This is a genomic window from Aquimarina sp. 2-A2, assembly GCF_045505135.1.
Lineage (GTDB): Bacteria > Bacteroidota > Bacteroidia > Flavobacteriales > Flavobacteriaceae > Aquimarina > Aquimarina intermedia.
The window spans coordinates 23,560-48,302 of the sequence record NZ_JBJKFI010000007.1; the positions used below are offsets into that span (position 1 = coordinate 23,560).

Annotated in this window: 22 protein-coding genes; 15 read left to right on the forward strand and 7 right to left on the reverse strand. The window is 36.3% G+C overall.

The window, feature by feature from the left end; all coding sequences use genetic code 11:
• Positions 1 to 78 precede the first annotated feature (78 nt).
• A complete protein-coding gene (locus tag ACJRPK_RS15040; RefSeq protein ID WP_407141171.1) occupies positions 79 to 1,353 on the forward strand; it encodes a DUF5103 domain-containing protein in 1,275 nt (424 codons plus the stop codon).
• A 139-nt stretch (positions 1,354 to 1,492) separates the two neighbouring features.
• The gene (gene apaG / locus ACJRPK_RS15045; RefSeq protein WP_407141173.1) at positions 1,493 to 1,879 is read left to right on the forward strand and encodes a Co2+/Mg2+ efflux protein ApaG; all 387 of its coding nucleotides are present in this window, start codon (positions 1,493 to 1,495) and stop codon (positions 1,877 to 1,879) included.
• On the opposite strand, the gene ACJRPK_RS15050 is transcribed toward apaG, so the two are convergent.
• Both ACJRPK_RS15050 and ACJRPK_RS15055 read right to left on the reverse strand, forming a co-directional pair.
• The gene (locus ACJRPK_RS15050) at positions 1,876 to 2,862 is read right to left on the reverse strand and encodes a DUF6695 family protein (protein WP_407141174.1); all 987 of its coding nucleotides are present in this window, start codon (positions 2,860 to 2,862) and stop codon (positions 1,876 to 1,878) included. The two genes, apaG and ACJRPK_RS15050, sit on opposite strands and share 4 nt — an antisense overlap.
• Positions 2,863 to 2,886: 24 nt before the next feature.
• On the reverse strand, positions 2,887 to 3,624 hold the full coding sequence (locus ACJRPK_RS15055; RefSeq protein WP_407141175.1) for an NRDE family protein: 738 nt from the start codon (positions 3,622 to 3,624) through the stop codon (positions 2,887 to 2,889).
• A 144-nt stretch (positions 3,625 to 3,768) separates the two neighbouring features.
• Here ACJRPK_RS15055 and pruA point away from each other — a divergent pair, with 144 nt between their 5' ends.
• Positions 3,769 to 5,397, forward strand: a complete 1,629-nt coding sequence (gene pruA / locus ACJRPK_RS15060) for an L-glutamate gamma-semialdehyde dehydrogenase (RefSeq protein WP_407141177.1) — start codon at positions 3,769 to 3,771, stop codon at positions 5,395 to 5,397.
• 72 nt (positions 5,398 to 5,469) lie between these two features.
• Complete coding sequence (locus ACJRPK_RS15065; RefSeq protein ID WP_407141178.1) at positions 5,470 to 5,934, forward strand: GNAT family N-acetyltransferase; 465 nt, start codon at positions 5,470 to 5,472, stop codon at positions 5,932 to 5,934.
• A 44-nt stretch (positions 5,935 to 5,978) separates the two neighbouring features.
• Here the strand turns inward: ACJRPK_RS15065 and rsmG are convergent, their stop codons facing one another.
• A complete protein-coding gene (rsmG, locus tag ACJRPK_RS15070) occupies positions 5,979 to 6,608 on the reverse strand; it encodes a 16S rRNA (guanine(527)-N(7))-methyltransferase RsmG (RefSeq protein ID WP_407141180.1) in 630 nt (209 codons plus the stop codon).
• A 133-nt stretch (positions 6,609 to 6,741) separates the two neighbouring features.
• Between rsmG and ACJRPK_RS15075 the strand changes: the two genes are divergently transcribed.
• From ACJRPK_RS15075 to ACJRPK_RS15085, 3 genes are all read left to right on the forward strand, one after another.
• Positions 6,742 to 7,836 (forward strand): acyl-CoA desaturase, encoded by a 1,095-nt coding sequence (locus ACJRPK_RS15075; protein ID WP_148781453.1) that lies wholly within the window; start codon positions 6,742 to 6,744, stop codon positions 7,834 to 7,836.
• A gap of 26 nt (positions 7,837 to 7,862) precedes the next feature.
• A complete protein-coding gene (locus ACJRPK_RS15080) occupies positions 7,863 to 9,050 on the forward strand; it encodes a pyridoxal phosphate-dependent aminotransferase (protein ID WP_407141182.1) in 1,188 nt (395 codons plus the stop codon).
• A 256-nt stretch (positions 9,051 to 9,306) separates the two neighbouring features.
• Positions 9,307 to 9,588: a hypothetical protein gene (locus ACJRPK_RS15085; RefSeq protein WP_407141184.1), complete on the forward strand. Its 282-nt coding sequence runs from the start codon at positions 9,307 to 9,309 to the stop codon at positions 9,586 to 9,588.
• Positions 9,589 to 9,599: 11 nt separating this feature from the next.
• On the opposite strand, the gene ACJRPK_RS15090 is transcribed toward ACJRPK_RS15085, so the two are convergent.
• Positions 9,600 to 11,096, reverse strand: a complete 1,497-nt coding sequence (locus ACJRPK_RS15090) for a TrkH family potassium uptake protein (RefSeq protein WP_407141186.1) — start codon at positions 11,094 to 11,096, stop codon at positions 9,600 to 9,602.
• A gap of 2 nt (positions 11,097 to 11,098) precedes the next feature.
• Positions 11,099 to 12,448: a Trk system potassium transporter TrkA gene (gene trkA / locus ACJRPK_RS15095; protein ID WP_148781457.1), complete on the reverse strand. Its 1,350-nt coding sequence runs from the start codon at positions 12,446 to 12,448 to the stop codon at positions 11,099 to 11,101.
• A 293-nt stretch (positions 12,449 to 12,741) separates the two neighbouring features.
• On the opposite strand from trkA, the gene ubiE reads away from it, so the two are divergent.
• Complete coding sequence (gene ubiE, locus ACJRPK_RS15100; RefSeq protein WP_407141188.1) at positions 12,742 to 13,470, forward strand: bifunctional demethylmenaquinone methyltransferase/2-methoxy-6-polyprenyl-1,4-benzoquinol methylase UbiE; 729 nt, start codon at positions 12,742 to 12,744, stop codon at positions 13,468 to 13,470.
• 83 nt (positions 13,471 to 13,553) lie between these two features.
• Positions 13,554 to 14,264 (forward strand): porin family protein, encoded by a 711-nt coding sequence (locus tag ACJRPK_RS15105; protein WP_148781459.1) that lies wholly within the window; start codon positions 13,554 to 13,556, stop codon positions 14,262 to 14,264.
• A 7-nt stretch (positions 14,265 to 14,271) separates the two neighbouring features.
• Here ACJRPK_RS15105 and ACJRPK_RS15110 read toward each other — a convergent pair whose 3' ends face one another.
• Positions 14,272 to 15,006: a TrmH family RNA methyltransferase gene (locus ACJRPK_RS15110; protein ID WP_407141190.1), complete on the reverse strand. Its 735-nt coding sequence runs from the start codon at positions 15,004 to 15,006 to the stop codon at positions 14,272 to 14,274.
• 49 nt (positions 15,007 to 15,055) lie between these two features.
• On the opposite strand from ACJRPK_RS15110, the gene ACJRPK_RS15115 reads away from it, so the two are divergent.
• The 3 genes from ACJRPK_RS15115 (at position 15,056) to accD (ending at position 19,737) form a co-directional block, all read left to right on the forward strand.
• On the forward strand, positions 15,056 to 17,629 hold the full coding sequence (locus tag ACJRPK_RS15115) for a BamA/TamA family outer membrane protein (RefSeq protein ID WP_407141191.1): 2,574 nt from the start codon (positions 15,056 to 15,058) through the stop codon (positions 17,627 to 17,629).
• 119 nt (positions 17,630 to 17,748) lie between these two features.
• On the forward strand, positions 17,749 to 18,816 hold the full coding sequence (gene fbaA / locus ACJRPK_RS15120) for a class II fructose-bisphosphate aldolase (RefSeq protein WP_407141193.1): 1,068 nt from the start codon (positions 17,749 to 17,751) through the stop codon (positions 18,814 to 18,816).
• Between the two features lie 66 nt (positions 18,817 to 18,882).
• Positions 18,883 to 19,737 (forward strand): acetyl-CoA carboxylase, carboxyltransferase subunit beta, encoded by an 855-nt coding sequence (gene accD, locus ACJRPK_RS15125; RefSeq protein WP_148781463.1) that lies wholly within the window; start codon positions 18,883 to 18,885, stop codon positions 19,735 to 19,737.
• A gap of 78 nt (positions 19,738 to 19,815) precedes the next feature.
• Here the strand turns inward: accD and ACJRPK_RS15130 are convergent, their stop codons facing one another.
• On the reverse strand, positions 19,816 to 20,640 hold the full coding sequence (locus ACJRPK_RS15130) for a hypothetical protein (RefSeq protein WP_407141194.1): 825 nt from the start codon (positions 20,638 to 20,640) through the stop codon (positions 19,816 to 19,818).
• 167 nt (positions 20,641 to 20,807) lie between these two features.
• Here ACJRPK_RS15130 and rpsO point away from each other — a divergent pair, with 167 nt between their 5' ends.
• The 3 genes from rpsO (at position 20,808) to ACJRPK_RS15145 (ending at position 24,550) form a co-directional block, all read left to right on the forward strand.
• Positions 20,808 to 21,077, forward strand: a complete 270-nt coding sequence (rpsO, locus tag ACJRPK_RS15135; RefSeq protein ID WP_148781465.1) for a 30S ribosomal protein S15 — start codon at positions 20,808 to 20,810, stop codon at positions 21,075 to 21,077.
• Positions 21,078 to 21,286: 209 nt separating this feature from the next.
• Complete coding sequence (locus ACJRPK_RS15140) at positions 21,287 to 23,479, forward strand: polyribonucleotide nucleotidyltransferase (protein WP_407141196.1); 2,193 nt, start codon at positions 21,287 to 21,289, stop codon at positions 23,477 to 23,479.
• Positions 23,480 to 23,686: 207 nt separating this feature from the next.
• The gene (locus tag ACJRPK_RS15145) at positions 23,687 to 24,550 is read left to right on the forward strand and encodes an RNA polymerase sigma factor RpoD/SigA (protein WP_024772554.1); all 864 of its coding nucleotides are present in this window, start codon (positions 23,687 to 23,689) and stop codon (positions 24,548 to 24,550) included.
• Positions 24,551 to 24,743 lie beyond the last annotated feature (193 nt).

The following is a 24,743-nucleotide window of genomic DNA, read 5'->3' on the forward strand; positions in this document are numbered from 1 at the left end:
AAATAATTTCTGTTAGTCATGCACTTTAAAGTTTTTAGGTATAACTTTTGATTATCTTTATCCTCAAAACGAACACAAATGTCAAATTATATCTGTAGACATCTAATAATTTTTGTCCTTTTGACCACGTCCAATTTACAAAATATTTTAGCTCAATTACAAACAAATGAAGCTGCATTACCTTCTCACATAAAATCTGTTCAGTTTTTTAGAGCAGCAGACAAAACCGGAATACCCATACTTCAACTAGGCGATCCTTTACGTATGACTTTTGACGACATTAATGGAGATGAGGCCGACTATTACTATAAAATTATTCATTGTGACTTTAATTGGACTCCGTCACAATTATCAAAGAATGAATACTTGGACGGCTTCGATGATATTAGAATCACCAACTACGAAAATTCTTTTAACACCTTACAAATTTATAGTCACTACACGGTAAATATCCCTAATGAAGATACTTATGGATTGAAAGTTAGCGGTAATTATATACTTCAGATTTATGATGATAATGATCAGTTCGTTTTTTCGAGAAAATTTATTGTATATGAAAATATTGCTTCTGTCGGTGTTAAAATAAAAAGATCCAGGACTTTGGCTCACATCAACACGAAGCAAAGCGTACATTTTGAAATCAACCCTGGTAAATCATTTTTTTTTAGAAATCCCGAGCAAACTGTAAAAACATTAATCCTTCAGAATGGTGATCTGCAAACCAGCATCACGAATTTGAAACCCCAGTACACTTCGGCCAATAAACTTGTGTACCGGTATGATAGCGAAGCTAGTTTTTGGGGTGGCAATGAATTTTTATTTTATGATAATAAAGAAATACGCTCTTCTACAGCCAACATCAAACGGGTAGCCTTAGAAGATCTTTATCATCATTACTTATATACGGATGTGGTACGAGCGAATCGTAATTACACCTACAATCCAGATATTAATGGTGGATTTGTGATACGCAACCTGCGCTCCGAAGACAGCGACACTGCTGCAGATTATGTTTGGATGCATTTTACACTTCAGTGTTATGAACCTATAGGAAAAGGCGAACTGTATTTATATGGAGATTTCAACAATTATGAACTAAACCGTAATAACCAACTTGTTTACAATAAAGAATCCGGATTTTTTGAACTAAAAATTCTACTCAAACAAGGTTTTTACAATTATAAATATGTATTACGCACCGAAAGTAATGCTATAGAACCCGGTTTTATCAGCGGAAATTTTGATGAAACCGAAAATATTTACACCGTTATATCGTACTACACCGCTCCGGGAGCCAGATATGATAGAGTTATAGGTATTGGAGAAGCTAATTCCTCATCTATTAGTAATTGATACACAACTAAAACAGCAGTCAATGCAAAATCCGCGGCTAATCACTTACAAACTATTGTTAAATTAGCTAAACGAATTATTGATTATATGTATATTAGCTTAAGTCATCATTCAAGGTCCAAGGAAAAAACCTTTTACTATGGTCGAACAAATTACCAAAGGCATAAAAATTTCAGTTGACACTACGTTTGAAGGTACGTTTATTAAAAATAATCGTGTATTCTATGCTTTCGCTTACATTATATCTATCGAAAATCAAAGTAGCGATGTAGTTCAACTAACATCCCGATTCTGGAAAATCAAGGATGCACTAAACTTTGTGGAAACTGTGGAGGGCGAAGGAGTCATCGGAAAAAAACCAGTTTTACAACCTGGAGAAACCCACACATACAGCAGCGGTTGTTTGCTTCACTCCCCGTTTGGCTCTATGAAAGGTTTTTATAATATGATCAATTTTACTTCTACCGCCAGATTCAAAGTATTTATCCCTAGCTTCAAATTGAGCACTCCTTTTGCACTGAATTAATAAGTACGCTTAATTCGCTGTAATCTATAAATTTCACCCTCTTGTTTTACGTGACAAAATAAACAATTAGAGTCGTGGATTATTTCAAAATCCTTTTGAAAATTAAATCCTTTTTTCTCAAGTATAAACTGACCTTCAAAATCTGTAACACCTTTTTCTGTATACCGTCGAATGGTGTATACCTCCTCATTTTGGGTGTCCTGTATATAAAAATAAGCACTACTACCAATACCGCTTAAAAAAAATAAATATCTGGAATCAAGTTTCAATTCATGAGCTGATTCATCGAGAGATACAGGTATTTTTTTATCAAAATAATTCACTAAATTCTCTCGGATCACTGATCCGGTATAAGATTGTAAACATCCATCGGTAACGGTATAAAGATCTTTTTTTCTAGATGCATACAGCACGTTACCCAATGGACTTGGTGTAAAGATTTTTATTCTCTTTAAGTACAGTTTGATAATTGCATCTGTCGTACTTCGAATAAGGGTATCTGTAACCAAACGAGAACAATTACTTCCTTTTTTACCAAAAGCTCGATATGGCAGGCTACCCTGCTCCTGCATCGACATGAGATACCCATTAGCACTCTCAAAGTTAATTGCATAACATAACGAAGCCACAAGCCGACCTTCACCATGAGTTTTTTCAGGATTTGCCTCAAGCCACACTAAAAACTCTTCTAAGTTATCCAAATTTCCTGCATCGTCAAATTTTGCATCGAACGGAAGCTCCAACTCTACGTCTGTCGCAGCACTACGCACCCTTCCCGTCCCCGGCGGAGTCACGTAACGACCAAAATCATAATAGGAGGCCTTACCCGTAGAATTTTCGATAAGTACTAAAGCCGCATGTCCCGCCTTAATAAACTTATTTTTACCTAAACCCAAATAAGGAAAAACATGTAATGCTGATTCATCAGAATAGCGAACAAAAGTATCAGGAAATGCTAAAACGATAATAGTACCGGTATTCATTTTTTAACTAATTTAATACCTCTCCTATTTAGAAATAACCTCAGGTGAAGCATCTTGCAACGAACAATAGGTTACCAATGAGCTTGTATCAATCAAATCTTCATACCGCATCGATAATTCTTGAGAAGTTTTCATAATTTGAGCAACACTTCGGGTTTTTAAAAATCCACGATCTATTTGCAGTCCAATATTCTTATCCCCTTGACCTGCTGTCTTGTGAAATTCTAAAATCTTCTCAGGACTTGTATCTTTTTGTTTTAAAAAATTTTCAAACCAAAATTCACGTGTTTTTTTTGCATTTTGATCATATAGCGTAGAAGAAGACCATATGTATGTAGAAGCATCTAATGAAGTTATATTTGATTGCACACCATCCCAGACAAGTTCATAAAATTCATGTTCACCTTTCCATTGCGCGGCTACAACCGTGAATGGCTCTATACCTTGATAATTAAAAGATCGTAACCTCTCTAATAAATTTTCAGCGCGTAACAAATCTTTTACCACTACACCTCTACTTAATCTATAAGGAGGCTTGGAAATATGCCTATCATTACCTCCGTTCAAAAGACAAACCATACTATTATTATCACTTATGCCAATCCATGTACCTCCGGCCAACATGTCCTTTGGATAAATCAATTCATGATCATTATCCTTATACCTATTAGGAGCAAGCGTTTGTCGATTAATGGCTTCGTCTCTATTAGACGTGAGAATAAAACCCTTATTAGGCTTTTTAATTAAGGTTACTGTACACATGGGTAGATTTGTCGTTTTAAAGCTACGAAACTTACAAAAAAAAGTTGAGCTCAGCAGGTATTAATAAAAGTTAAACCAAGTATAAGCCTTATTAATTTTCTATCTTTGTCGACCAAGTTACTAACACATAAAAAATATCTTAACATGGGAAAAGGTTTTTTTCAAGTACCTACCGCAATTAACGAGCCGGTAAAATCATATGCTCCTGGAACCCCAGAACGCGAAGAAGTACTTGCTACATATAAAGAAATGTACAACAGCACAGTAGAGGTGCCTTTATATATCAATGGTGAGGAAATAAAGACAGGAGACACGGGAACGATGTCACCTCCTCACGATCATAAACATGTTTTAGGAACCTACCATAAAGCTCAAAAGAAACATGTTCAAGAGGCTATTGATACCGCACTCGAAGCTAGAACAGAATGGGCAGATCTTGTATGGGAACAACGTGCAGCTGTATTTTTGAAAGCTGCCGAGCTTATTGCAGGCCCTTACCGAGCTAAGATTAACGCTGCAACGATGTTGGCGCAATCGAAGAACATTTTTCAGGCAGAAATAGATGCTGCTTGCGAACTAATTGATTTTCTACGTTTTAATGTAGAATTCATGACACAGATTTATAACGATCAACCTGCATCCACCTCGGGCGCTTGGAATCGTTTAGAATATCGCCCGTTAGAAGGGTTCGTTTATGCAATTACTCCATTTAACTTTACTGCTATTGCTGGAAATTTACCAGCTAGTGCTGCATTGATGGGGAATACCGTCATCTGGAAACCTAGTGACAGTCAAATCTATTCTGCAAAAGTGATCATAGATATTTTTAGAGAAGCAGGTGTACCGGAAGGTGTTATCAATGTGGTATATGGTGATCCGGTAATGATTACAGATACGGTATTAGCTAGTCCTGATTTCTCAGGAGTACATTTTACAGGGAGCACGCATGTATTTAAAGATATTTGGTCCAAAATTGGCGCTAACATTAATACATATAAAACATATCCTAGAATCGTTGGTGAAACCGGAGGAAAGGATTTTATTGTTGCGCATCCAAGTGCTAATGCAAAACAAGTTGCTACAGGAATTTCTCGTGGAGCTTTTGAATTTCAAGGTCAGAAATGTAGTGCTGCTTCTAGAGCTTACATACCAAAGAGCATGTGGGAAGATGTTAAAAACTATGTCATTGAAGACGTAAAATCCTTCAAAATGGGATCTCCTGAAGATATGGGTAATTTTATTACCGCTGTAATTCACGAAGGTTCTTTTGATAAGCTTGCAAAATATATAGATCAGGCAAAAACTGATACTGATGCAGAAATTATTGTGGGAGGAAACCATGATAAGTCCAAAGGTTATTTTATAGAACCTACCGTTATTCTTGCTAAAGATCCTAAATATACAACGATGTGTACAGAGCTTTTTGGCCCTGTAATCACTATTTATGTTTATGAAGATAAAGACTGGAACAAAACCTTAAAATTGGTTGACGGAACGAGTGAATATGCTTTAACAGGCGCTATTTTCTCAAGAGATCGTTATGCGGCAGCCGAAGCTACAAAGGCACTTCAAAACGCAGCAGGTAACTTCTATATCAATGATAAACCAACAGGAGCTGTTGTAGGTCAGCAACCGTTTGGAGGCGCGCGCGCATCAGGAACCAATGACAAAGCAGGTTCTTACCTGAATCTGTTACGATGGGTTTCTCCTCGTACAATTAAAGAAACTTTTGTTACTCCGGTGGATTATAGATATCCTTTTTTGGGAGAGTAAAAAAAAGATTTCCTAATATTAACCGCATAATTAGCTCTAATTATGCGGTTTTTTATTTATAAATTTATCTGTATGAAAGAACTACTTATTAGAGAAGCTACACAAAAAGATCTTGAAACGCTACTAGATTTTGAACAAGAGATTATTCGTACCGAAAGACCTATGGACAGAACTTTGATTCAGGATAAGAAAATCAGTTACTATGACATTGCCTCTTACATTGATCAAAAAGATACACAGGTTCTGGTAGCAGAAGCAGAAGGTCAGCTTATAGGGAGTGGTTACGGACAAATAAGAGAAAGAAAGCCATATTTTAAAACCGATCTATTAGGGTATATTGGCTTTATTTATGTAGAAGAAAACTCTAGAGGAAAAGGCGTAAGTCAACAAATTTTAAAAGCTCTTACAGAATGGTTTCAAAATCAAAATATTACTGAAATTAGATTAACGGTGTATTCGGAAAACCCAAGAGCAATAAACGCATACGAAAAAGTTGGGTTCAAAAGTCATATCATAGAAATGCGACTTGATAACTAATTCAACAAACAACTCTTTTTAAGATTACAACCGCACCTCTATACCTACAACTTATATTTCACAGGTAGATACACCACTTTTTTTGTTTCAAAAAATTCTTCCTCAAAATAATCAGATAACTGATATTCTACAGCTTTTGGAAACATGGACAATTCTTCTGTAAGATCTCCACCTTTTAAGTATAAAATACCATTGGCCAGTTCATGTTGATTTTTCTTTTTGATATTTTTACGGATCCATGAGACAAAATCCGGCATATTGGTGACAGCCCTACTCACGATAAAATCAAAACGCTCCTCAAATGTACCCGCTCTGCGTTGTTCAGCCTTTACATTACTCAATCCAAGACTATTGGCTACCTCATTTACAACTTTGATTTTTTTTGCTATGACATCTACAAGATAAAAGCTGGTTTCAGGAAAAAGAATTGCCAATGGTATCCCGGGAAAACCACCACCAGTACCAACATCAAGCACAGAGGTTCCTGGCTTAAACTGAAGAATTTTTGCGATCCCAAGCGAATGCAACACATGTCTGGTATATAAGGTTTCTATATCCTTTCTTGATATTACATTTATCTTCGCATTCCACTCAAAGTACAAAGCTTCTAACCTATTAAATTGATCCTGCTGCTCTTCGGTTATATCCGGAAAATATTTTAAAATCTCGTCCATTGGCCTTTTTATTAGTCGGCAAAAATACATCTTAACATTATAAAATTTATACTTTTAAGAACTTTAAAAAATATAATACTTAAATTTACAAACATTTAATGGTAAACACCGTTATGTCATAAATTTACATCCCATGACTACACCCAACATACACTTTAGCCGAAGTGATTCTGCCAAGTTTTTCAGAACACTCAACAAGCGTGTAAACACCTACTTTAAGGAGAATAATATTAAACGAACTGGTAATTGGAGACTTTATCTGAAAACCATTGTCATGTTCTCATTATTCTTGAGCCCGTATTTCTTAATCCTTACTTTAGACATTTCACAATGGTGGATGCTGCTATTGACTGTGGTTATGGGGATTGGTATGGCAGGAGTTGGTATGAACGTTATGCATGATGGTAATCATGGTTCCTATTCGTCAAAAAAGTGGTTAAACAAACTAATGGGCAGCAGTCTCTATATTTTGGCAGGTAATGTATATAACTGGCAAGTACAGCACAATGTTTTACACCATACCTATACGAACATTCACGGACATGATGAAGATCTTGATGCGGGCAGAATCATTCGATTTACAAAGCATGCTCAATGGAGACGCTTTCATAAATTTCAACAATATTATTCAGTGTTCTTATACGGTCTCCTTACATTTAACTGGGCTTTGACTACTGATTTTAAACAAACTAAGCGATACCTGTCCCGTAAGCTATCCTACGGAAAACTACCCACGGCATGGAAGCAATGGAGCAATGTTGTGATCACTAAAATTATTTATGTTTTAATATGGATTGTAATCCCAATGCTAATCTTATCTATCGCCTGGTGGAAAATTCTTATTGGTTTCTTTATCATGCATTATGTTGCCGGATTAATTCTCAGCATCGTATTTCAGTTAGCGCATATAGTTGAAGCAACGGAGATGCCATTACCTGATAATACAGGGAGCATGAAAAATACTTGGGCTATCCATCAACTATTTACGACAGTAAACTTTTCAACAAAAAACAAAATCGTAAATTGGTTTACCGGTGGTTTAAACCATCAAGTCGAACATCACATTTTTCCTCATATTAGTCATGTTCACTATACCAAGATTTCTAAGATTGTTAAACAAACTGCTTTAGAATTCAATCTACCTTATCACGAGTACAAAAGTACGCGTAAAGCCATAATGGCGCATTTCAGACATTTAAAAGAAATGGGGATGAAACCCGCAATATAATCGCTAACCTTTATTCACCAATCATAATGAGTATACAACTCTCAGACAGAATTAACAATCTGGCTGCATCCGCTACGCTTGCAATGGCAGCAAAAACAAGAGAATTAAAAGCTGAAGGCAAAGACATTATTGGACTCAGCCTTGGAGAACCGGATTTTAATACTCCTGATTACATCAAAGACGCAGCTATACAAGCTGTAAATGACAATTACAATTCCTACACTCCAGTTGATGGGTATGTAGAGTTAAAAGATGCTATCATCACTAAGTTTAACCGTGACAATGGTATCAGCTACGATCGATCACAAGTCGTTGTCTCTACTGGTGCCAAACAGGCGTTGTATAACATAGCACAGGTTTGCATTAATCCTGGGGATGAAGTTATATTGCCATGTCCGTATTGGGTGAGCTATAGTGATATAATTAAACTTGCTGGTGGAATTCCGGTAGAAGTTACCACTTCTATTGATAATGACTTCAAAATGACACCCGCTCAATTAGAGGCGGCCATTACATCAAAAACTAAGATGATTTGGTACAGCTCTCCTTGTAATCCCAGCGGATCCATATACAGTAAACAGGAGCTGAGAGCGCTTGCAGACGTGCTTCAGAAATATCCCGAAATTGTTGTCGTAAGCGATGAGATCTATGAGCACATCAATTATGTTGGTGGACATACATCCATGGCTCAGTTTGAAGACATGTATGAAAGAACAGTGACTGTCAATGGAGTGGCCAAAGCGTTTGCAATGACCGGATGGAGAATTGGTTACATCGGTGCTCCTGCAACAATTGCACGAGCGTGTAATAAAATACAAGGTCAGGTAACCAGTGGCGCGAATTGTATTGCACAACGCGCCGTAATCACCGCCTTAGAATCTCCCGTAAGCAATATAAAGTATATGGTGGATGAGTTTAAAAACAGAAGAGAATTGGTATTAAAATTACTTCGTGACATCGAGGGCTTTGAAAGCAATACTCCGGAAGGAGCATTTTATGTTTTTCCAAATATTTCTTATTTCTTCGGAAAAAATTTAAATGGGACAACTATTAATAATGCCACCGATTTTTCAATGTACTTGTTAGAACACGCAAACGTGGCTACGGTTACCGGAGAAGCTTTTGGTAATCCCCAATGCATTCGTCTGTCTTACGCAGCCAGTCAAGAACAAATTAAGGAAGCTTTAGCTCGTATAAAAGCAGCAGTAAGTTAACACTTGATACATCATTCTATTTAAAGCGCTACGAATCGTAAGATTTTTGGCGCTTTTTTAGTAGATAAAAGAGAAGTTTTAAACTTTTTTTATGAATTACAGAATACATTCAATAACTAATTAAAGTATATTTGTATCATACTTTCCCGAATACCCCTTAAATAAACTATTAAAACATTAGTTTATTTTTTAGATTTAAGAAATACGTTGGCTTATCCAAATAAGAAGTGTTATTAACCAAATAAAACACCATGTTATGGATATTAAAGAAAAAGAACGCATCGTACAAACCAACGTGCTACACATTTTTAAGGAAAATTTTAAGGTTCGAAAGACGGATTCAGAAATTTTAGACATCAGTCCGGAAAAAGAATTTGACAAGAATTTTATCAAATACTATCAATCCATTTTAGACATTTTCTTTATCGAACAGGAACACCTTGGAAAAATCACAGGCAAAGTAAAGGATACTGTAAAAAAGGTTGCTCGTTTATGGCAAACTAACCCACACTCCTACAGCCCTTTTGAAATGCAGTAAACATTATAAAATTATCTGTTTCTCCAAAAGAACGGAGTCAGAAGTATCAGCACGGTAAACAATTCTAATCTACCGATAAGCATTAGGAAGGAACACCACCATTTTCCGAATGCCGGCAAGACATCAAAATTGTTTACCGGGCTTAATTTTCCAAACGCGGGCCCCACATTACCCAATGAAGAGGCTGCTCCACCAATTGCAGTTTCAAAATCTAACCCTAAAGCTCCTAAAACCAATGAACCAATGATAAAGGCCAACATGTAAAGTATAAAAAAGGCTAGGATATTAAACACAATTTCTTTGGATACAGACTTTTTATTATAACGTACCGGGATGATAGCATTGGGATGTAGTGTACGTTTGAACTCCATCACCCCATTTCGTATTGTTATAAGATGTCTTACTACTTTCATCCCACCCGCTGTAGAGCCGGCAGATCCTCCTAAAAACATTAATCCAAAGAAAAAAACTTTTAGAAACGGCGACCACAAGGTAAAATCAGCGCTTACAAATCCGGTCGTGGTAACGACAGCAAGCACTTGAAACAATGCGTGGCGAAAAGCACTTTCTGCCTCTCCCCAAACCATAGGATGATCTATCAATGATAAGGAAACATCTGCTTTATAATATATAATTACTGCCGAAATCAAGGAAAATATTACAATAAAAAACGAATAGAGCTTAAACTCTTCATCCTTAATAATTTTTTGAACTTTACCCTTAAATCCAAAATAACTAAGTACAAAATTGGCGCCCGCCAAAAACATAAATAATATAATAATATATTGTATCAAAGGCTGGTCATTCCAATACGCTACGCTTGTATTCTTTGTAGAGAATCCACCAGTCGACAGCGTACTTAAGGAGTGATTGATCGCATCAAAAAAGCTCATTCCTGCTAATTTTAGCAATACAGTTTCAGCGGCAGTATACCCAACATATATATACCATAAACGTTTTGCTGTATCCGTAATTCTCGGATGTAGCTTATCAGCATTAGGTCCGGGTGCTTCGGCAGCAAATAACTGCATTCCACCAATACCTAAAAGAGGTAGTATTGCTATAGCCAACACGATAATACCCATTCCGCCGATCCAATGCGTTAAACTTCTCCAGAATAAAACACCTTTAGGTATGATCTCTATGTCATTGAGAATTGAAGCTCCGGTTGTTGTATACCCTGACATTGTCTCAAAAAATGCATTGGTAAAATTAGGAATCGCACCAGAAAAGATATAAGGTAAAGTTCCACTAAGAGACATCAGTATCCAGCCAAATGTTACTACAATATAACCCTCGCGTTTATTTATTTTCTTTTGATGATCCCTCGTCAAGAACATAAGCACAATGCCCACAAACATGGTTGCAAGTGAGGCGAGCATGATCTCTGTAGTTACCCCATCATCACAGATCAGACTTACAATTGTAGCAATAAGCATAAACCCACCATTACAAAGCAACAATAGCCCCATAATATGTGATATTATTTGATAGTTAAGTTTGGACATGCCTATAGAAAGAGTTTTTCAATTTTCTTAATTGATTTAGGCAAACAACACACTACCACCCTGTCTCCCGCTTTGATATAGAAGTCTCCTAAAGGAATAACTCCCTTCCCATCCCTAATTACACCTGCAATTACAGCAGAACGGGGAAAATCTAAGTCCTTAATAAGATTGTCACTAACCTCTGAGGTAGGCTTTACTATAAATTCCAACAACTCTGCATTCATGTTGTTAAGCTTTGTCATAGCAACCACGTCACCTTTTCTAATAAATCTGAAAATATTATTTGCAGCTAACAACTTTTTGTTAATAAGCGTATCGATCCCGATGGAATGTGATAACTGAAAATAATCCATGTTTTCAACCAAAGCTATCGTTTTACGAACTCCTTTCGATTTTGCCACCAAACATGACATAATATTAGTTTCAGAGTTTCCGGTAACTGCTATAAAAGCATCCATCTCACCAATGCCTTCTTCTTCTAAAAGCTCCACGTTTCTCCCATCACCATTAATGATCAAGGCATTAGGACAATCATCTGCCAAATCAAAAGCCTTCTCCTTATCATTTTCGATCAATTTTACTCTAAACTTATGATCACACAGATCTTGAGTAGTCTTAAGACCAATCTTACTACCGCCCAAAATCATTACATTACGTATCTGTTCTTTGAACTTGCCTGTCAGTTTATACAACTCATCAACACCACCGAGAGAAGTTACAAAATAGACTTGGTCTCCTTCTTTAAAAACAGTATCACCTCTAGGAATCAACGTATATTGCGTCCCATAACGCTGTATTGCGATAGGCATAAAATGTAATTCCTGAAAAATCTCAGCAGCTTGACTTACGGTTTTCCCAACGATTAACGCTTTATCTGATAAACTTGTACCAACCATTGTGAGTGCACCATTCTCAAACTCATAACTATCATTGAAAGCAGATTGATTTAACAATAACTCAATTTCACTGGCAGCCAAAGCTTCCGGCGAAATTAATTCATCGATTCCAAATCTAAAGAAACCAACCTCTTCTTTATTCTCTATAAACTCTGTATTTGAGATACGTGCTATCGTTCGCTTCGCGCCCAATTGTTTAGCAAGCACACAAATAGTAATATTAGTAGTTTCACTTTCGGTAACCCCTATAACCATATCTGCCTCATCAACCTTTGCTTCTTTTAAGATAGCAATAGACGTTGCGTCTCCCTTAATAACCCGAATATCCAAATGCGTATCCGCATAACTCAGACTATCTTTATTGGTATCGATTAAGGTAATATTTTGAGATTCAAAAGAGAGTAACTTAGCCAAATGAAATCCAACCTCACCAGCACCGGCAATTAAAATTTTCATTTGTTTTGTTTCAGGTTTATCATAGATAAATTTATTTCAATTTAAGATACACCTAGCAATCAAAAAGAGAGAGCATCGTTGCATTTTAAAAATAAAGAAATACAAAGATAACAGAAATTAAATTAGTTCTAAAATATTACGTAAATGATCTAAAATGTTCTTATTTAGTATCAAATTAGTAAAAGCTAACATGCCATATAAAGTTACAAAAGTCCTAACCTACGAAGTGGAAATCCATAACAAATACCAACTGCTTATCATCCAAAACTGTATATTTGCAAAAATTTAATGAGATGTCAGAAAAGATAACACCTTATAACGATACTTCACGAAGCAAAAAAGAGCAGGTGACCGAAATGTTTGATACTATTTCTGGTAATTACGACGGTCTCAATCGTGTTATATCGCTTGGAATTGATATCAAATGGAGAAAACGACTGGTATCATTGATCGCAAAAGCTAAACCGCAACGTATTTTGGATGTAGCAACAGGAACGGGGGATCTCGCTATCAATTTGGCAGAAACCGGGGCTTCTGAAATAATAGGCCTTGATATCTCATCAGGAATGTTAGAAATTGGAAAGAAAAAGGTTTCCATCAAAAAACTTGACAGTACGATAACTATGGTACAAGGTGATAGCGAAGCTTTACCTTATGAAGATAATTATTTTGATGCAATTACTGTGGCGTTTGGTGTTCGTAATTTTGAAAATTTAGAAAAAGGACTCTCTGAAATATTTCGTGTGTTGAAGCCTGGCGGAATTTTTGCGGTTTTAGAAACTTCGGTCCCTACAAAACCACCCTATAAACAAGGGTATAATTTTTATACAACAAAGATTCTACCGGTTATTGGTCGATTGTTCTCAAAAGACAGATCTGCTTATGCATATTTGAGTGAAAGTGCTGCCGCTTTTCCTTATGGGGATGCTTTCAACAATATTTTAAAGAAAATTGGGTTTATAAATATTGAGGATCTACCTCAAACTTTTGGAGTTTCAACAATTTATAAAGCAACGAAGTAAATTCTAACCATTGTTTCAATCAGAATTATTTTATTACTTTAACCCAATCATTGCACGCTAGTGCTTTAGTAACTTTGTAATACATGAAAAGACTTTGTTTCGCGATTATACTCTTAACTTTTACACAACATGTGAGTGCTCAGCTATTTAGCAAAGAGCGGGTTCAAAATTTAGAAAACTTTGACAAACCCAGATTTAGCTGGGGTTACATCCTAGGCTTTAATAGCTATGATTATAATTTTGACTATAATGAATTTGCAGAGGACACTGATATCGTTGTAGAAAAAGGCGGCATAGGCTTCAACGTTGGTCTTTTAGGAAATATGCGTATCAATGAATACCTGGACTTAAGACTAGAGCCCATGGTAGCTTTTACCAAGCGCAATCTCATTTACTCTGGAAGACAATTTAATTCTGAAGCCGAAGCACTGCGAGAGATCAACTCAACGTATGTTCATATTCCATTACTTTTAAAAATATCCACAAAGCGTCTCAATAATTTTAAACCTTTTATTGTGGGTGGAATTTCAACCTCTCTAAATCTATCCAGTAACGAAAATAATCCTGATGATAATAATGCCGGACAGTTTAGAACTAAAACCAATACCAATTACTATGAAATTGGCTTTGGTATCGATTTCTATCTTTATTATTTCAAATTCACCCCTTCTATTCGAGGAGTTTTTGCGATGAGTGATGAATTAGTTAGAGACAATGATCCTAATAGTCCGTACACTTCGACAATTGACAAAATGTCAAGTCGCGGAGTTTTTATTAATTTTACTTTTCAATAAAGCATATTTATCTTCTTAAAAACTCACTCAGTATAATTGCTGTAGCTGTTGCCACGTTGAGACTTTCAGTTTTTTGACCTTGACCGAATTGTGGAATTGCCAAACGCTTAGTAACCAACGCTTCAATTTCGGCCGAAATACCATTCGCCTCATTTCCCATTACTATTATTCCTTGAGACGGAAGAGTCGTTTTATACACTGATGCTCCGTCCATGAATGTGCCATAAGATGCTATGCCTGCTGAGCTTTTTACTTCAAGAAACTCGTGAAGGTTCACATAGGTCACATTCACTCTGGTAATAGATCCCATGGTTGCTTGTATTACTTTAGGATTATAGCAATCCACCGTCTGATCTGAGCAAACCAAGTCCGTTACGCCAAACCAATCACATAATCTGATGATCGTTCCTAGGTTACCGGGATCTCTAACATCATCTAAGGCAAGTATCAATCCATTATCTGTTGTATCTAACGCGGTAGGAATATGAAAAATACCCAAAGCATTTTGCGGCGTGGTAAGAAAAGTAATCTGTTGTAACTCCGTCGCAGTCACAGAAAAAAGCAAGGAGGGTTCTACTTCAAAAAAAGATGTATCTTGGGCAAAAAGTGAATGCATCGTTAAACCCGCATCTATAAGCTCTTTTATAACTTTCTTTCCTTCGGCAACAAATAAATTATGCTGCTTTCTATACTTTTTTTGTTTTAAACTTTTTATTAGCTTCTTTTGGTTTTTGCTAACCATACAAATAGTGTATTTTTGGTCCTATAATACTGTTGAATTGAAACACTTGTTGACAAAAATATCATTTATTGCCGTAATCACGGTACTAATCTTATCATGTAATGCAGTAAAAAGAGTTCCCGATGGTGAATTTTTACTTACAAAAAATGAAATCTACGTAGATAGTGTTAAAACAAATGATATAAAACTTGAAAATCAATTGTATCAAAAACCTAATATTAAATTATTAGGTATCCCCATTCGTTTACATATTTATAATCTAGCAAAGGCTGAACCGGATTCAGCGTACCAAAATTGGCTAAAGAAGACCCCAAAGCGAGAAGAACGCTTAGTCAACTTCTTGTCAAAAAAACAGGTAGATCGTTTAGGAACGGCCTATGTAGCGTTTAATGAGTGGATCAAAACTACAGGTGAGGCTCCGGTGGTTATTGAAGAATCCCGCGCAAAAAGATCTGCCCAACGACTTAAAGCATATTATTGGAATAATGGTTGGTTTAATGTGGAAACAGCCTATAATATTGAAAAAGGTGAAGATAAAAGAGGTGAAATTAAGTTTTACACACAACCTCACCAACCATATTTTATAGATTCTCTGCAACTAAAAATTGAATCCGCTATAGCAGATTCAATATATCGCAAGAACAGAGAAGAATCGACTATCGTATCAGGCAAACAATACAAGACACTAGATATCGAATCCGAGAGAGATCGAATTACTACTGTGTATCGCAACTCAGGCCTCTATCACTTTGAAAAAGAATATATAAAATTCGACGCAGACACAGTCAATACAGATCATAAAGTAAACTTGAATTTACTTATTAACAACCGTCAAGTGACCGAAGGAGATTCTACTTCCAAGGTAGCTTTTAAGGTACATAAGATTAGTAAAGTTAACGTGTTCACAGATTATAAGTACGAATACAGAAATGAAGTGCCTAAGGATAGTTTTTACTATAAAGGGTATAACATTTATAGTTTTGATAAACTTAAGTATAACCGTAAGGCAATCACCAATGCCATACTAGTTACTCCCGGTGAAATTTATAGAGATAGAGACAGAACGCTTACATATAACCAGATAAGCAACCTTAGAACCTTTAAATACCCGAATATTCAATATGAACTGGATCCGAACGATAGCACTTCAAGTAGTTTGATCGCGAATGTTTTGTTAACTCCAAGAAAAAAATACAGCGCCAACTTTGAATTTGATTTGACTACGTCCGAAATTCAGGCTTTTGGTGTTGGTTTTGGTGGCTCTTTGCTAATAAGAAACATTTTTAGAGGCGCCGAGATTTTAGAAATCTCTGGGCGCGGTAGTGTAGGATCTTCAAAGGATGCAGCCATTGCTAGTGGTAGCGATAGTTTTTTTAATATCTCTGAAATAGGAGCAGATATAAAACTGAGTTTTCCCAGAATATTATTTCCATTAAACACCTCCAGGATCATCCCTAAGTACATGTCTCCTACCTCGAATCTTGTGTTTGGTATGAATGTGCAACAAAACATAGGTTTAGATAAACAAAATGCTTCCGGAACTTTTAATTATATCTGGAAGCCTTCCAACAAGCTAACGCATCAAATAGATCTCGTCAATATTCAATATGTCAGAAATTTAAATACTAAAAATTATTTTAACATTTATGAGACCTCCTTTAATCGCGTTAATGAGATTGCCCGTAACGTCCTGGATCCCAACTCTACGTTATTCGAACAGGAATCATCCAGCCCGATTACGAGTGAAAACGCAAGATTAACTATACCAAATGGTACTAATAATTTTATATCCCAATCTCTGGGCGAGAGTCCGGATCCTGATCTAAACACTGATCAAATAAATGAAATAAAAAACATTCAAGAACGTAGAAACAGATTGACCGAGGACAATCTAATAGTTGCATCCAATTACACTTTTCTAAGAAACACCAGAGAAAATCTCTATGATGAAAATTTTTCACGCTTAAGAGCAAAAATCGAATTAGCAGGAAACGTCTTAAGCACTGTAGCGAGTTTGGCGGGATTATCTCAAAACTCCAATGACCGCTATACAATCTTTGGAGTTGAGTTCTCTCAATATGTCAAAACAGAAATTGGTTATATCAAACACTGGAATTTAGGTCGACGCAATGTCCTTGCATTACGCGCATTTGGCGGAATTGCAATTCCCTATGGTAATGCAAACAGTATTCCCTTTGCCCGAAGTTTTTTTGGAGGTGGTCCCAATGACAATAGAGCTTGGCTAGCCTATGATTTGGGCCCGGGTAGCACGGGTGGTCGTAATGAATTTAACGAAGCGAATATGAAAATTGCAACAAATATAGAATATCGATATAATATTCTTGGTGCACTTAACGGCGCTTTTTTTATAGATGCTGGTAATATTTGGAATGTCCTTGATAATGTCGAGGAAGAAGAAGCAGTATTTTCGGGTGCTGAGGATTTACAAGAAATAGCTGTTGGAACCGGACTTGGACTTCGTTATGATTTTGATTTCTTTGTCTTAAGACTTGATGTAGGTTTTAAAACTTTTAATCCTGCCAATGATGAAGATCAGCGCTGGTTCAAGGGATACAATTTTACAGAAGCAGTATATAACGTAGGTATTAATTATCCATTTTAAATTTTATCACAGCTAGTTTAAATAATTGAAATTCAGAAAAGTGAGTTTTCCCTTGTCTATTATCAATCCTTTCCGTTTTAATTTATTAATTTTGTAAGCTTATAAACCAAAACTAAATTATGAAGCACAACATCAAACCAGGGGTGGCTACAGGAGACGAAGTACAAGCAATTTTTGCTTATGCTAAAGAAAATAACTTTGCCTTACCAGCAGTAAATGTTATTGGATCAAACTCTATTAACGCAGTTTTAGAAACTGCAGCCGAATTAAATTCACCAGTGATTATTCAATTTTCGAATGGTGGTGCTCAATTCAATGCCGGAAAAGGCCTATCTAATGAAGATCAAAAATCTGCTATCGCAGGTGGAGTTGCGGGAGCAAAGCATGTTCACTTGTTGGCAGAAGCCTATGGAGTACCTGTTATTTTGCACACTGACCACTGTGCAAAAAAATTATTACCATGGATTGATGGCTTATTAGATGCAGGGGAACAATTTTATAAAGAGACGGGTAAACCATTGTACAGCTCTCACATGATTGATTTATCTGAAGAGCCAATCGAAGAAAATATTGAAATTTGCAAGCAATATTTAACCCGCATGAGTAAGATGGGAATGACCCTCGAAATCGAGCTTGGTATCACAGGTGGAGAAGAAGATGGAGTAGATAATAGTGATGTTGACGACTCTAAGCTTTATACGCAACCAGAAGAAGTTGCTTATGCTTATGAAGAATTAAGCAAAGTAAGCGATAAGTTCACTATCGCTGCTGCTTTTGGAAACGTCCATGGAGTATATAAGCCCGGGAACGTAAAATTGACTCCAAAGATCCTGAAAAACTCTCAAGAATTTGTTTCAAAAAAATTCAATGTCGAGCCTAACCACATCGATTTTGTATTTCATGGAGGAAGTGGATCTACACTAGAAGAGATCAGAGAAGCTATTGGCTATGGGGTAATCAAAATGAATATCGATACAGATTTGCAGTTTGCATTTAATGAAGGAATTCGGGATTACATGGTAAATAACATTGAGTATTTAAAAACTCAAATTGGAAATCCTAAGGGCTCCGAAGAACCGAATAAAAAATATTACGATCCAAGAAAATGGTTACGAGAAGGTGAAATCACCTTTAAAAACCGTCTAAAAAAAGCTTTCGAAGATCTTAATAATGTTAATACATTATAACAATTAAATACCGAGCTGAAAACTTAATTTAAAGTATAGTTTTCAGCTTTTTTAATACAACTACTTATGGCTTGGTTTAAAAGAACCCAAAAAGGTATACAAACAGCTACCGAGGACAAAAAAGATGTTCCCAAAGGCTTGTGGTACAAATCTCCAACAGGAAAAATTGTCGACGCAGAACAGTTAGAAAAAAACTTTTATGTAAGTCCCGAAGATGGGTACCATGTACGTATCGGAAGTGCTGAGTATTTTAAAATTCTGTTTGATAACGATTTTAAAGAACTTGATAAAAATCTAACTTCTAAGGATCCTCTTAAATTCGAAGACAAGAAAAAGTATGTGGATCGACTCAAAGATGCACACGAGAAGACTAATCTTAATGACGCCGTGCGTACCGCAGTTGGTAAATCGGGAGGACATGACTTGGTAATTGCATGTATGGATTTTGCATTTATCGGCGGATCAATGGGTAGTGTTGTTGGTGAAAAAATTGCCAGAGCCGCCAATTATTCCTTGGAGCATAAAATTCCTTTGATGATTATATCCAAATCAGGAGGTGCCCGAATGATGGAAGCTGCTTTATCATTAATGCAACTTGCCAAAACCTCTGCAAAATTAGCACAATTAGCAGACGCCGGTATTCCGTATATTTCTTTATGTACAGATCCAACTACCGGAGGTACTACTGCTTCTTTTGCTATGCTTGGAGACATCAATATTGCAGAACCAGGCGCTTTGATCGGTTTCGCTGGGCCTAGAGTAGTAAGAGACACAACCGGTAAAGAGTTACCTGAAGGTTTTCAAACCTCAGAATTTTTATTAGAACACGGTTTCTTGGACTTTATCACCCCAAGACATGAATTAAAAAACAGAGTAAATCTTTATCTTAATTTGATTCTTAATCGTTCGATAGCGAATTAAATTGAGGATTTTATATATAAAAAACTCCAGATATCAGATGATATCGGGAGTTTTTGTTTTACTAATAGTGTGTTTTGCTTATAATGTTATTTCAACAACCGCACCTTGGGTTGTGGTAAACGTAGCAGCATTGTCACAAGTTCCATCCCCATAATCAAGCACACCTTGATATGTTGATCGGATGAGTTCGATTTGTCCACTTACAAAATAGCGACAGCTCAATTCTCTTCGTAAAGCAACCTTCACTTCGCTTGAATGTATGTTTCCATTAGGAAAGATAGTTTCCCAATTTCCGGTTATCAAGTATACATTGTCTCCCCAATTACCGTTAAAGACACCTTCAATCCATTCACGCACATAAAGTCCTTTACGTTTGATCTCTGCATCATTAATAATCACAGCGCCATCCACCATAACAGTTAACTCAGGATTACCATTTTGATTTTTCAAAACCCAGGTAGCAGTTCGCTTTCCTGTAAAACTAATATCGTTGATAGAAAAATTCTGAAGGTCATAATCAATTATCACAGATGTAAAATCCGGTTCAACTGTATAGTTCATTACTATTTTACCTTTAAAAACATAACGGTCATTAATAGTACAGCCATCAACACCAAAATCTAAAATGACTTGTTTTTGATTGGCATTCAACTCCACCAAAATGCTAGCACATTGGGGAAGAAATGAACGATTCGACGATTTGTTTAAATTTTCTTCTTCGGTAAAACTCTGGAAGACCAAATCGTTGAGTACACTATCACTGTCATCTATTACTGCCATCTGTTTTACCTCTTCAACTGCAGTAGTTTGATCCTGTTGATCCTCAGTATCGTCACTTTGACATCCTACAAAAAGAAAGAAAGAAAACAGTACACTTGCTAATTTTAAAACATTGTTCATCATATTGATTAAATTAGGATTAGTAATATATAAGACTAAAGTTTTATACAAAAGTTTAATCTATAACGATTTTTAAGGTATAAAAAGTATTTCTATCTAAAAAATACTATATTTGCACGCTAATAACATAGCGTTATTTATACATAAAAATCATTTAAAATAATATTGGAATGTATTTAGCAAAAGAAGTTAAAGAAGAAATTTTTGCAAAGCACGGTAAAGGTAAAAACGATACCGGTTCTGCTGAAGGTCAAATCGCGTTATTTACGCACAGAATTGCTCACTTAACAGAGCACCTTAAAAAGAATCGTAAGGATTATAACACCGAGCGTGCGCTAGTAATGCTAGTTGGTAAGCGTAGAGATCTTCTTGATTACTTAAAGAAGAAAGATATTTTAAGATATCGTGCTATCGTAAAAGAATTAGGATTAAGAAAATAATCGAAAAAGAGAGGCTGCGCGCCTCTCTTTTTAATTATACCCAAGTATAGTTAAAAAACCATAGCTTGTATAAAGTTATGTATGCCTTAGTTTTTCATTGGTCGCACACAACTACAACAACACAACCTTGTCCGCCCGAGTAAGACGGAAACCAATGTTTAATTACATCTTTAAAACATTTTTTAAAGATATTAAGAATCAAAAATAATATGATTCCAAAAGTTTACAAAGAGGTCATTGACCTGGGTGACGGTAGAGAGATTTCTATTGAAACCGGAAAATTAGCTAAGCAAGCACACGGATCTGTAGTTGTACAGTCCGGAAACTGCATGATGCTATGTACAGTAGTATCCAATTACAAACAGAGCGACGTCGATTTTTTACCCCTTACGGTAGATTATCGTGAAAAATTTGCAGCATCAGGTCGTTATCCGGGTGGTTTCTTCAAAAGAGAAGCAAGACCAAGTGATGGCGAAGTATTAACGATGCGTTTAGTAGATAGAGTATTACGCCCGCTATTTCCAAAGGATTATCACGCTGAGACTCAAGTAATGATCCAGTTAATGTCTCACGATGAAAATGTAATGCCTGATGCTATGGCCGGTTTGGCTGCATCTGCCGCAATTCAATTATCAGACTTTCCTTTTGAATGTGCTATCTCAGAAGCTCGTGTAGGTCGTATCGATGGTAAATTTATTATCAATCCAACACGCGCACAATTATTAGAATCAGATATCGATATGATGATCGGTGCATCGGCAGATTCTGTAATGATGGTTGAGGGAGAGATGGATGAAATCTCTGAAGAAGAGATGGTTGAAGCTATAAAATTTGCACACGAAGCTATTAAAGTTCAATGTGCGGCACAAATACGTCTAGCAGAAGCATTCGGAAAGAAAGAGACTCGAGAGTATGAGTCGGAGCGTGAAGACGACAGCCTAGCTAAAAAAATTCACGATCTAGCGTATGATAAAGTATATGCCGTTGCAAAAGCTGGTTCATCCAAAAAAGAAAGAAGTACTTCTTTTTCTGAAATTAAAGAAGAGATAAAAGCTACTTTTTCTGAAGAAGAATTAGAAGATTTTGGGGATTTAGTCTCTAAATATTATGCAAAAGCTGAAAAAGCTGCGATACGTGACTTAACCTTAAATGAAGGTTTACGTCTTGATGGTCGTAAAACAGACGAGATTAGACCTATCTGGTGTGAAGTAGACTACCTACCATCAACACATGGTTCTGCTATCTTTACAAGAGGAGAAACTCAAGCCTTGGCAACAGTTACTCTAGGTACGTCCAGAGAGGCTAATCAAATTGATATGCCATCTTATGAAGGCGAAGAAACATTTTATCTTCATTATAACTTCCCTCCTTTCTCCACCGGAGAAGCGCGCCCGATTAGAGGTACGTCACGAAGAGAAGTAGGACATGGTAATTTAGCTCAAAGAGCACTTAAAGGAATGATTCCTGCTGACTGCCCGTATACAGTGCGTGTAGTATCAGAAGTATTAGAATCAAATGGTTCTTCTTCGATGGCAACTGTTTGTTCAGGTACCATGGCATTAATGGATGCCGGTATTCAACTTAAAAAGCCTGTTTCCGGAATCGCAATGGGACTTATATCCGATGGTGAAACTGGTAAATACGCCGTTTTATCTGATATCTTAGGAGATGAAGATCACTTAGGAGATATGGATTTTAAAGTAACCGGTACTGCAGACGGTATCACTGCTTGTCAAATGGACATTAAAGTTAAGGGACTTTCTTACGAAATCTTGGTAAATGCATTAAAGCAGGCAGCCAACGGACGTATTCATATCCTTGGTAAGCTGACCGACACCATTGAAACTCCTAATACTGACGTTAAGGCACATGCCCCAAAAATGGTTACCAGAACAATTCCTGGAGATTATATTGGAGCATTAATTGGTCCTGGAGGTAAAGTAATTCAAGAATTACAGAAAGCTACAGGAACTACTATTGTAATCAACGAGGTTGATGAACAAGGTGAGGTTGAAATTTTGGGAACAAGTCAAGAAGGTATTGATGCAGTCCTTGCAAAAATTGATTCTTTATTATTTAAGCCACAAGTGGGAAGTGTATACGAAGTAAAAGTTATCAAAATGTTAGATTTTGGAGCTGTTGTAGAGTATATGGATGCCCCTGGAAACGAAGTATTGCTACACGTATCAGAATTAGCATGGGAACGCACAGAAAATGTTAGCGATGTTGTAAACATGGGTGATGTTTTTGATGTGAAGTATTTTGGAGTGGATCCACGTACACGTAAGGAGAAAGTGTCGCGCAAAGCGTTACTACCAAGACCTCCTAGACCAGAAGGTTCTGAGAAACCAAGAGGTGACAGAAAACCTCGTCAAGACAGAGATCGTAAAGACAATAAATAATACTATTTTCTTTTATAAAAGTAAAAATGCCGCTGAAATAGCGGCATTTTTTGTTTTAAAATAACCATCTAATAAACAGATAATTAATGGTGTTTTTTTATTTATTCTTAAATTTAATTTAAGTTTTTGTAACATTTTCTGTACTCTTTACGTATAACTAAGCAAAAGCCCTAATATTCACAATATTAAATTTCGAGGAGAAGATAGATGAGACAACTTAAGATTACGAAGCAGGTAACGAATCGTGAAACTGCTTCGCTGGACAAGTATTTGCAAGAAATAGGAAAAGTAGATCTTATTACGGCAGATGAAGAGGTAGAATTAGCACAGCGAATTAAGGCGGGTGATGAGAGAGCTCTTGAAAAATTAACTAAAGCAAATTTACGTTTTGTTGTTTCGGTTGCAAAGCAATATCAGAATCAAGGTCTTACGCTTCCGGATTTAATTAATGAAGGTAATTTAGGTTTGATCAAAGCAGCAAAACGTTTTGATGAAACACGAGGATTTAAGTTTATCTCCTATGCCGTATGGTGGATTCGTCAATCTATATTGCAAGCATTGGCTGAGCAATCTCGTATTGTAAGACTCCCTTTGAATAAAATTGGGTCTATTAATAAGATCAATAAAACATATGCCTTTCTGGAACAATCTCATGAGCGCCCACCAAGCGCAGAGGAAATTGCTAAAGAATTAGACATGACTATCAATGATGTGAAGGAGTCAATGAAAAATTCCGGACGTCACGTAAGTATGGATGCGCCATTAGTTGAAGGTGAAGATTCAAACCTTTATGATGTACTTAACTCTGGAGAATCACCAAATCCTGATAGAACATTATTACATGAGTCTTTACGTACAGAAATAGAGCGAGCACTTGAAACCTTAACACCCAGAGAAGCTGACGTCATCCGTTTGTACTTTGGTTTAGGTGATCAACACCCGATGACTTTAGAAGAAATTGGCGAAACTTTTGATCTTACCCGTGAACGTGTAAGACAGATTAAAGAAAAAGCTATTCGTAGATTAAAACATACATCAAGAAGTAAAATCTTGAAAACTTATTTGGGATAATACCCAGTACCGTTAACAAACAGTTCATAACATAACTGTTCGTTTTTTGATTGATGAATGACCTCCGGCTGATTACCGGAGGTTTTTTCTTTTAAATAATGTTTAAGGCTATTTTTGAGCTCTAATTAGTCAATTTGCTAACTATCTTTTCCTTTATCCTAACATAAATCCTATTTTTGCAAAAAACAACACA